Source organism: Paenibacillus pasadenensis, from assembly GCF_023715725.1.
GTDB classification, from domain to species: domain Bacteria; phylum Bacillota; class Bacilli; order Paenibacillales; family Paenibacillaceae; genus Paenibacillus_O; species Paenibacillus_O pasadenensis_A.
In genome coordinates, this window is record NZ_JAMBOT010000024.1 from 1 (window position 1) to 8,939 (window position 8,939).

An 8,939-nucleotide genomic window follows, 5' to 3' on the forward strand; every position below is an offset into this window, starting at 1 on the left:
CACGCGTACCCATCCCGAACACGACCGTTAAGCCTTCCAGCGCCGATGGTACTTGGACCGCAGGGTCCTGGGAGAGTAGGACGTCGCCAAGCTCATGTATGAAAACCCGTCGTATCTTCGGATACGGCGGGTTTTTTGTTGTATTCTTGAGTTTCCATGTTTTTCTGAAGCTAGATAAACAGGGTTATTTCATTCGTTTCAGACCATACTACGCTCACGGACTAAGAGTGGGGCGGGTGATGGGTATGGAGCACCGGAATTTATTTATAAGTAAGGCTTGGATAATCGCTAGCGTCACGGCCGTTCTTGCAGGCGGCTGTGCAGCGCGGGAGCCTGAGCAGAAGGCGACAGGCCAGCAAAGCGCTTCAAGCGTAACACAGCTGCTGACTCAGCAGCGCGGTGCTCATCAGCTATCCAAGGATAACCGGGATGTTTCGGCAGCGAAAGCAGTCTCGCATGCACAAGAAGCAGATTCAGCAACGTTTAAGGAGCCAGTTCGCGGCATCTACGTATCTGGCTACGCTGCGGGCAGTGTAAAAGCAATGGGCCGCCTCAGGGAGCTGGCACGGAAAACAGAGATCAACGCAATGGTTATAGACATTAAAGACGATTATGGTCTGCTGACCTATTCATCGCAAAATAAACTCGTTAAAAGGCTTGGAGCAGATCGCCGTCCTGTCATCCAGGACCCCAAAAAGCTGATCCGCCAGCTTCATGATGACGGACTGTATGTGATCGGACGGCAGGTTGTGTTTAAGGATGCCTTGCTTGCCGGGAAAGTACCGGATTGGGCCATTCACGAAAAGAGCGGGAAGCTGTGGAGAGACGCCAAACGCAAAGCATGGATAAATCCATACCGCACGGAAGTATGGAAGTACAACGTAGAAATTGCCCGCGAAGCAGCTAAGATGGGCTTTGATGAAATTCAGTTTGACTACGTTCGTTTTCCGGCTAACAGTGCTCGTACAGATGCAAAGCTTAATTACGGCGAGCGAGGCGGAAGTAAAGCTTCGGCGATTAAAAAGTTCCTTCATGTTGCAGCGCAGGAGCTGCATCGGGAAGGAGTAAAGGTGTCTGCTGACGTATTTGGGCTGGTTACTTCATCACCGGACGATTTGGGAATCGGCCAATCGTGGCGATCGGTAGCGTCGGAAGTGGATGCCATTTCGCCGATGGTGTATCCGTCCCACTACTCACCGGGGATGTATGGGATCGCTAAGCCTGATCTTTCCCCTTACGAGGTCATCCAAAAGGCGATGACAGATGCATCTTCCCGCAATCGGTATTTAACGAAGGAAGGCGGGAAGCCTGCAGCAATTCGCCCTTGGCTGCAGAGCTTTACGGCCTCATGGCTCGATACGCATTTGGACTATACCGAACGTGAGGTCAAAGCACAAATTCGCGCCGCCCGTCAGGCCGGTGTTGAGGAGTACTTGTTATGGAGCCCCCGTTGCGTGTATCCGCTCTCTTTTGAAAAGCCTCCTTCTACCTCTTGAACCGGAATGAGACATTGGTTCTAAGAGAAGGAGGCAACGGTTGAAAATCCGCATGAAAGCAGCATTTTCCTTGCCTTGACAGCCCTAGACCCCTCTGCTAAGATGGTCAATAATATATTCGGCAAGTCACAAGAACTAGGAGGAAAACATTCGTGTGGGAAACGAAGTTCGCTAAGGAAGGCCTCACTTTTGACGATGTTCTGCTTGTACCCCGCCGCTCGGAAGTTCTTCCGCGGGAAGTTCAGGTAGGAACCAAGCTCAGCGATTCGGTGAAGCTGAACATTCCGCTCATCAGCGCTGGCATGGATACCGTTACGGAGGCTGCTCTAGCGATTGCACTTGCGCGCGAGGGCGGCATCGGCATCATTCATAAGAATATGAGCATTGCTCAACAGGCAGAGGAAGTCGATCGCGTTAAGCGCTCTGAGAGCGGCGTTATTACGAATCCATTTTCCCTTACCCCGGATCACCATGTTTATGACGCAGAAGAGCTTATGGGCAAGTATCGGATTTCGGGCGTTCCCATCGTTAATGAAGAAGGCAGGCTTGTTGGTATTTTGACCAACCGCGACCTTCGTTTCGTACACGATTACTCCATGAAAATCAGCGATGTCATGACTCGCGACGCGCTCGTCACCGCTGCAGTAGGCACGACATTGCAAGAAGCGGAAGTGCTTCTTCAGCAGCATAAAATTGAGAAGCTGCCTCTTGTAGACGAGAACAACATTCTCAAAGGCCTTATTACGATTAAAGACATCGAGAAGGCAATCCAGTTCCCGAAAGCGGCGAAGGACAAGCATGGCCGTCTGCTGTGCGGCGCTGCCGTGGGCATTTCCAAGGATACGCTGGAGCGTGCTGAGGCGCTTGTCCAGTCAGGCGTAGACGTTCTGGTCGTTGACTCGGCGCATGGTCATCATATCAACATTATCGAGATGGTGCGCACGCTCAGAGGACAATATCCGGATCTTACGATTATCGCCGGCAATGTCGCAACGGGCGACGCTACTCGTGAATTGATCGAAGCTGGAGCCTCCGCAGTTAAAGTAGGCATTGGTCCTGGTTCAATCTGTACAACCCGCATCATTGCCGGCATTGGCGTTCCGCAAATTACGGCTATTTACGATTGCGCATCCGTCGCACGTGAATACGGCATTCCGGTCATTGCTGACGGCGGCATCAAGTATTCCGGCGACATTACCAAAGCAATCGCTGCTGGCGCCAGCGCGATTATGATCGGTAGCCTTTTTGCTGGAACCGAAGAAAGCCCAGGCGAATCCGAAATTTACCAAGGCCGCCGTTACAAGGTTTACCGTGGCATGGGCTCGCTCGGCGCCATGAAGGAAGGCAGCAAGGACCGTTACTTCCAGGACAACGAGAATAAGCTTGTTCCAGAAGGCATCGAGGGTCGCCTTGCATACAAAGGACCGCTGGCGGATACGGTGCATCAGCTGATCGGCGGCTTGCGCGCAGGTATGGGCTACTGTGGAACTTCATCGATTGAAGAGTTGAAAAACGACACTTCTTTCATCCGGATTACCGGTGCCGGCCTTCGCGAAAGCCATCCGCATGATGTGCAGATTACGAAGGAAGCTCCAAACTACTCGCTCTAAGATTTAACGGGAAACCGATTAAGAAAGCAGACCTCCAAGGGTCTGCTTTTTTGTTGTGTTTACTTTAAAACCAGTGGATAAATTATGATTACAGAAATTAAAGAGAAGCAGCTTAAGCCGATAGTAAAGCAAAAACATCCCCTCTCTCGTTTATCGTATGGTACAATAAAGGCTGGACAAACCCCATTTGAAGGAGAGAAAACAAGTTGAAAGCAAGATTTGCACCGGCACTCATTAAGCCGGCTATCTCCGCGTTTCTGGCGGTATCCCTTTTTGCAGGTTCGTCTGCAGTGACGACGTCGATCCCTGCTGCCTATGCGGCGGCGACCAATACAACAAATCAAGAAAATCCGGCGGCGGTTAAGCAGGATGCGCCGTTTTTTAATTTGCCTGCACAAAACCCCAGCTCCAACCCGCTCGACCTTGCCCTCTCAGCGGCAATTTTGATTGATGCGGATACGGGGCAATTGCTTTATAGCCACAATATCGATAAAGTCATTCCTCCGGCGAGCATGACCAAAATGATGACGGAATATATGGTCCTTAAAGCAATCAAGGATGGCAAGCTTGCCTGGGACCAGGAAGTCTCGATCAGCAAGGAAGCAGCCAGCACGCCGGCCGATGGTTCCCAGATTTATTTGGCTGAGGGCGACACTCATTCCGTCAAGGAGCTTTATACAGCGATGGCTGTAGCTTCGGCCAATGACGCCACTGTTGCGTTGGGCAATGCAATTGCCGGCACGGAAGCCGAGTTTGTGAAGCTGATGAACGAACAAGCGAAGGAGCTTGGGCTGAGCACCGCGGTGTTCACAAGTTCAACGGGATATTTGGATACAACTGTAGCGGCAGCGAAAGATATTGCTAAGCTTGCGGCGGTTATTTTGAAGGAGCATCCGGAGTTTCTGGAATACTCCAAAATTCCATCCGTCAAGTTCCGCGAACGCGATGAAAAGCCGATGGTCAACAACGACTGGATGCTGGAGAGCAATAAAGGCATCGAGAGCTTCAAGCAGTATACCTACGATGGCGTAGATGGCATGAAAACAGGCTTTCTAAGCGCATCCGGCTATAATTTCACCGGTACGGTCAAACGCGGCGATACGCGGCTGATCAGCGTCGTTTACGGAGCGAACAGCAAAGGCAAACGTTTCTTGGAAACACGCAAGCTCTACGATTGGGCATTTACGAATTTGGAGCGCAAAACGATTGTTCAAGCCAAATCCGTAGTAGATTCCGCTGCTTCGGCCAAAATAGCTAAGGGTAAGAGCAAAACGGTTGATTTGGTGACCGGCAACGATTTGACGCTTATGGTCAAAAAAGGCTCCACTTCGCAGGCAGTGTTAAAAAGCACGAAGCTTCCGGGTGACGGCGAGCTGGTTGCTCCAATTAAGGCGGGCGATAAAGTCGGTACGGCAACCTACGAATTTAAAGATCCGGATACAGGTGTAGTCGTGACGAAGGAGCTTGATCTTGTTGCGGCGGAGGATGTGGCCAAAGCGGGCTGGTTCTCGCTTTTGATGCGCAGCATCGGCGGCTTTTTCTCCGGATTGTTCCAAGGCATTGTGAATTTGTTCTAATCGGTTGTCGCCCCGTTGCGTACATGATAGAATTTGGATTAATCAACTCGGAATAATCCGCTCGGATTGAACAGACTATAGGAGGCAAAGGGATCATGTTGGAAACAGGTACTTCGCGCGTTAAACGCGGTATGGCAGAAATGCAAAAAGGCGGCGTCATCATGGACGTCATGAACGCTGAGCAAGCTAAAATCGCTGAAGCGGCAGGAGCAACGGCGGTTATGGCGCTTGAGCGCGTGCCTTCTGATATTCGTGCGGCTGGCGGCGTAGCCCGCATGGCTGACCCGACCATTTTGGAAGAGGTCATGAAAGTTGTTTCCATTCCGGTTATGGCGAAAGCTCGTATCGGCCATTATGTAGAAGCGCGCGTGCTTGAAGCGCTTGGAGCTGACTACATCGATGAGAGTGAAGTACTGACTCCAGCCGACGACGTTTTCCATATCGACAAACGCGAATTCACCGTGCCGTTCGTTTGCGGTGCTAAGGACCTGGGCGAAGCGCTTCGCCGTATCCAAGAAGGTGCTTCCATGCTCCGTACTAAAGGCGAGCCGGGAACAGGCAATATCGTTGAGGCAGTGCGCCATATGCGCCTGATCATGAGTCAGATCCGCAAGGTACAAGGCCTGTCCAAGGACGAGCTGTACCATGAAGCAAAGCTGCTCGGCGTCAATTACGAGCTGCTGCTGAACGTGCACGAATCCGGCAAGCTGCCGGTCGTAAACTTTGCAGCTGGCGGCGTGGCGACTCCATCTGACGCGGCTCTGATGATGCATCTCGGCGCGGACGGCGTATTTGTAGGCTCCGGTATTTTCAAATCCGACAGTCCGGAGAAGTTCGCTCGTGCAATCGTAGAAGCGACGACGCACTACAACGATTTCAAACTTATCGCTGAAGTGTCCAAAAACCTCGGCGCGCCGATGAAAGGCATCGAAATCTCCAAGCTGGCGGCGCATGAGCGCATGTCCGACCGCGGTTTGTAATATCCCTGCCAGGGATATTCAGGGAAAGCTCAAGGAAGAAGGCAGATGAACATGGCACACAAGATAGGCGTTCTTGCGCTTCAGGGAGCGGTGGCGGAGCATATCCGCAGTCTCCAGTCAGCCGGCGTGGAAGCGGTAGCTGTTAAACGTACGGAAGAGCTGGACGAGCTGGACGGTATCGTCATCCCCGGCGGCGAAAGCACGACAATCGGCAAGCTGATGCGCAAGTACGGCTTCATTGAGGCGCTTCGCGAGTTTAACGCGCAAGGCAAACCGCTTTTTGGCACCTGCGCCGGACTTATCGTGCTCGCCAAGGAGCTCCAAGGCGGCGAAGAAGCGCATTTGGGCCTGATGGACATGACGGTTGTACGCAATGCGTTTGGACGTCAGCGGGAGAGCTTCGAGACGGAGCTGAACATTAAGGGAATCGATGAGCCAGTACGCGCTGTGTTCATTCGGGCCCCATTGATTGGGCAAGTAGGCGCGGATGTGGACGTACTCTCGGTTTATAACGATGAGATCGTAGCGGCTCGCCAGGGCACCTTGCTCGCAGCCTCCTTCCATCCGGAGCTTACCGACGACTACAGGCTGCATGCTTATTTTGCGGATATGGTCCGCGAGGCATCGGCAGCTAAAACAAAAGCATAAATAAGGAGAGGGGTGGACGGATGGCCGTCCGCCCTTCCTTCTGTTAATCCATAACGGACAAAGGGTGAGTATAACGTGTTGGACGTAAAATTGCTGCGCAGCGATTATGACCGCGTAGCCGGGGCGCTTACGAACCGCAATAAATCGCTTGAGCTAATCAGCTCTTTCCCGGAGCTCGACGCCAAACGCCGCTCCATTATTCAGGAGGGCGAGACGCTTAAAGCCCGCCGCAATACGGTATCGCAGGAAGTGGCCAAGCTGAAAAAAAGCGGTGGAGACGCTGAAGCGCTCATCGTTGAGATGCGCGAGGTTGGCGACCGGATTAAAGAACTGGATGAAGAGCTGCGCGTACTGGATGAAGAGATGGACAACATGCTGCTGGCTGTTCCTAATATGCCGCATGAATCCGTGCCAGTAGGCGGAAGCGAAGAGGACAACGTTGAAATTCGTCGCCACGGAGAACCAACCAAGCTCGACTTTGAACCGAAAGCGCATTGGGATCTGGCTGAAGAGCTGGGACTGCTGGACTTTGAGCGCGCGGCTAAAGTTACCGGCTCGCGGTTCGTTTTTTACACCGGGCTGGGCGCTCGTCTGGAGCGGGCTCTGCTTAACTTTATGATGGATCTGCACAGTGATCAGCACGGCTACTCCGAAGTGCTGCCTCCGCAAATCGTCAATCGCGACAGCCTCGTCGGAACCGGACAGCTCCCTAAATTCGAAGAGGATCTGTTCAAACTGAAGGACAGTGAGTATTATCTGATTCCGACAGCTGAGGTTTCGGTAACGAACCTGCACCGGGAAGAGATTTTGTCTGCTGAAGAGCTTCCGAAGCGGTTTGTCGCTTTTAGCGCATGTTTCCGCAGCGAAGCCGGTGCGGCCGGACGTGATACGCGCGGTCTTATCCGCCAGCATCAGTTCAACAAGGTGGAGCTGGTCAAGCTCGCGAAGCCGGAGGAATCGTACGAGGAGCTCGAGATGATGACTCAGAACGCCGAGCGCGTGCTGCAGCTGCTTGGGCTGCCTTACCGCGTGCTGCAGCTTTGCACGGGCGATATGGGCTTCTCCGCCGCTAAGACATACGATCTCGAGGTATGGCTGCCTAGCGCAGGAACGTACCGCGAAATTTCCTCGTGTTCCAATTGCGAGGACTTCCAAGCACGCCGTGCCGGCATCCGTTTCCGCCGGGACGCTAAAAGCAAACCGGAGTTCGTGCATACGCTCAATGGTTCGGGCTTGGCTGTAGGCCGCACGGTTGCGGCTGTTATGGAAAATTACCAGCAAGCGGACGGCACCATTATTGTGCCTGAAGTGCTGCGTCCTTATATGGGCGGCATCCAGGTTATCGGTCCGTGCGCTTAACGAACGGCCGTCTTCCAAAAGGGAGACGGCTTTCTTTTTGGCAGGACAGATATTGAAGGTGCAGAACTGTTGCCTGATGCAAATGCATTATGGTACAATGCTCGGGTAAGTCTTATCCGATGGAGAGATACCGAAGCGGTCATAACGGGGCGGTCTTGAAAACCGTTAGGGCGCAAGCCCACGTGGGTTCGAATCCCACTCTCTCCGCCATACTTGAATACGATCACCCGAGCGCATAACAGCGCCGGGTGTTTTTTGTTTTAGCGTCGCACAAGCAGCAGCAGGTTCCAGTTCACGGCAGGCATAGAAACGGCTCTCCGGTCGCAATCTAGAGAATGGAGGTGGAAAGCGACCATGAGCAAACTTGATGAGCTTAAGCTGGACCAAACCCGCCTGGCGAATGCTTGGAGGGAAACGCTGCCGACCGTTCTAAATCCTACAGACCGCTGCGAGGTGTTCGAGGACGAGGGCGACGAGCGTTCGCTTCGCGTAACAATTCACGGAGCGGGGCATGCCCTTTACTCTTATGATTTTAAAGTCACGTATGTGGATAGCCGCGAAGTCGATATTCAGCTGATCGACGTTGATCAGGACAAAAAAACAATTGACGAACGCAAGGAGCTTGTTCAACAACAAGTGTCCGATTATGTTCGTCATCTGCATGAATGCGCGCAAGCGCTGCACCGTCTGACCAAAGTCTAACGGGAGGCCAACATGACAAAAAATAAAAGCGCTGTGGATAAAAATCTGCAAAACGTTGTAGACGATCTTGAGCAGGAGCCGGTCAACGCCCACCATGCCAATCAGCTGCAGCGGCAAACGGAAGACCGGCGCCATCAGGATAACCTGAATCATAAAAAGCATGAAACGGACTTGAACCATCCTTTGAGCTAATGAGGCTGGACGGCATTTAGACCGTAAGGAGGGATAAACCATGAGCAAGCCCGATAACGTTCCGGTGCCCAATCCGGAGGAAGACCGCAAGGCTTCCCGCAGCAAGGATCATGGACAGCCGCAGCAGCCGATGTCCGGCAGCAAGAAGGTCAAAAACCGGAATCATGTCGATCATCACAACCGTGAGGGCGGCTGACCTCATTTCAGTTTGCCCGGTTAGGCTAAACGAACAGGAAGTAAGAGTTGTCCTTGGTCTTACCCCCGTCAAGTAGACAGCTAAAAAAGAGTGCAAATTAAGCGGCGACTGCAATTCGGTACTCTACCGGAGAGCGGTCGCCGAGTTTTTTCTGGAAACGCTCCTGGTTGTAGAACTCG

Annotated in this window: 10 protein-coding genes, 1 tRNA gene and 1 rRNA gene; 11 read left to right on the forward strand and 1 reads right to left on the reverse strand. The window is 52.7% G+C overall.

Annotated elements, in window-relative coordinates:
• The 11 genes from rrf to M3223_RS23735 all read left to right on the forward strand — a co-directional run.
• Positions 1–92 (forward strand): 5S ribosomal RNA (rrf, locus tag M3223_RS23685); the annotation flags it as partial.
• Between the two features lie 153 nt (positions 93–245).
• Complete coding sequence (locus M3223_RS23690) at positions 246–1,496, forward strand: putative glycoside hydrolase (RefSeq protein WP_251566232.1); 1,251 nt, start codon at positions 246–248, stop codon at positions 1,494–1,496.
• 152 nt (positions 1,497–1,648) lie between these two features.
• Positions 1,649–3,106: an IMP dehydrogenase gene (gene guaB / locus M3223_RS23695; RefSeq protein ID WP_251566234.1), complete on the forward strand. Its 1,458-nt coding sequence runs from the start codon at positions 1,649–1,651 to the stop codon at positions 3,104–3,106.
• Between the two features lie 206 nt (positions 3,107–3,312).
• The gene (locus tag M3223_RS23700) at positions 3,313–4,683 is read left to right on the forward strand and encodes a D-alanyl-D-alanine carboxypeptidase family protein (protein ID WP_251566236.1); all 1,371 of its coding nucleotides are present in this window, start codon (positions 3,313–3,315) and stop codon (positions 4,681–4,683) included.
• A 95-nt stretch (positions 4,684–4,778) separates the two neighbouring features.
• Complete coding sequence (gene pdxS / locus M3223_RS23705; protein ID WP_251566238.1) at positions 4,779–5,663, forward strand: pyridoxal 5'-phosphate synthase lyase subunit PdxS; 885 nt, start codon at positions 4,779–4,781, stop codon at positions 5,661–5,663.
• 51 nt (positions 5,664–5,714) lie between these two features.
• On the forward strand, positions 5,715–6,311 hold the full coding sequence (pdxT, locus tag M3223_RS23710) for a pyridoxal 5'-phosphate synthase glutaminase subunit PdxT (RefSeq protein WP_251566241.1): 597 nt from the start codon (positions 5,715–5,717) through the stop codon (positions 6,309–6,311).
• 75 nt (positions 6,312–6,386) lie between these two features.
• Positions 6,387–7,670: a serine--tRNA ligase gene (serS, locus tag M3223_RS23715; protein ID WP_251566243.1), complete on the forward strand. Its 1,284-nt coding sequence runs from the start codon at positions 6,387–6,389 to the stop codon at positions 7,668–7,670.
• A gap of 121 nt (positions 7,671–7,791) precedes the next feature.
• Positions 7,792–7,880: transfer RNA gene (locus M3223_RS23720), tRNA-Ser, on the forward strand.
• Between the two features lie 144 nt (positions 7,881–8,024).
• Entirely contained in the window at positions 8,025–8,372 is a 348-nt protein-coding gene (locus M3223_RS23725) for a hypothetical protein (protein WP_251566244.1), read from the forward strand.
• A 12-nt stretch (positions 8,373–8,384) separates the two neighbouring features.
• Complete coding sequence (locus M3223_RS23730) at positions 8,385–8,564, forward strand: hypothetical protein (RefSeq protein ID WP_251566246.1); 180 nt, start codon at positions 8,385–8,387, stop codon at positions 8,562–8,564.
• A 40-nt stretch (positions 8,565–8,604) separates the two neighbouring features.
• On the forward strand, positions 8,605–8,760 hold the full coding sequence (locus tag M3223_RS23735) for a small acid-soluble spore protein P (RefSeq protein ID WP_251566248.1): 156 nt from the start codon (positions 8,605–8,607) through the stop codon (positions 8,758–8,760).
• A 97-nt stretch (positions 8,761–8,857) separates the two neighbouring features.
• Here the strand turns inward: M3223_RS23735 and M3223_RS24605 are convergent.
• Positions 8,858–8,939, reverse strand: an 82-nt coding sequence (locus M3223_RS24605) for an IS3 family transposase (protein ID WP_353057730.1), incomplete at its 5' end; no start/stop codon positions are given.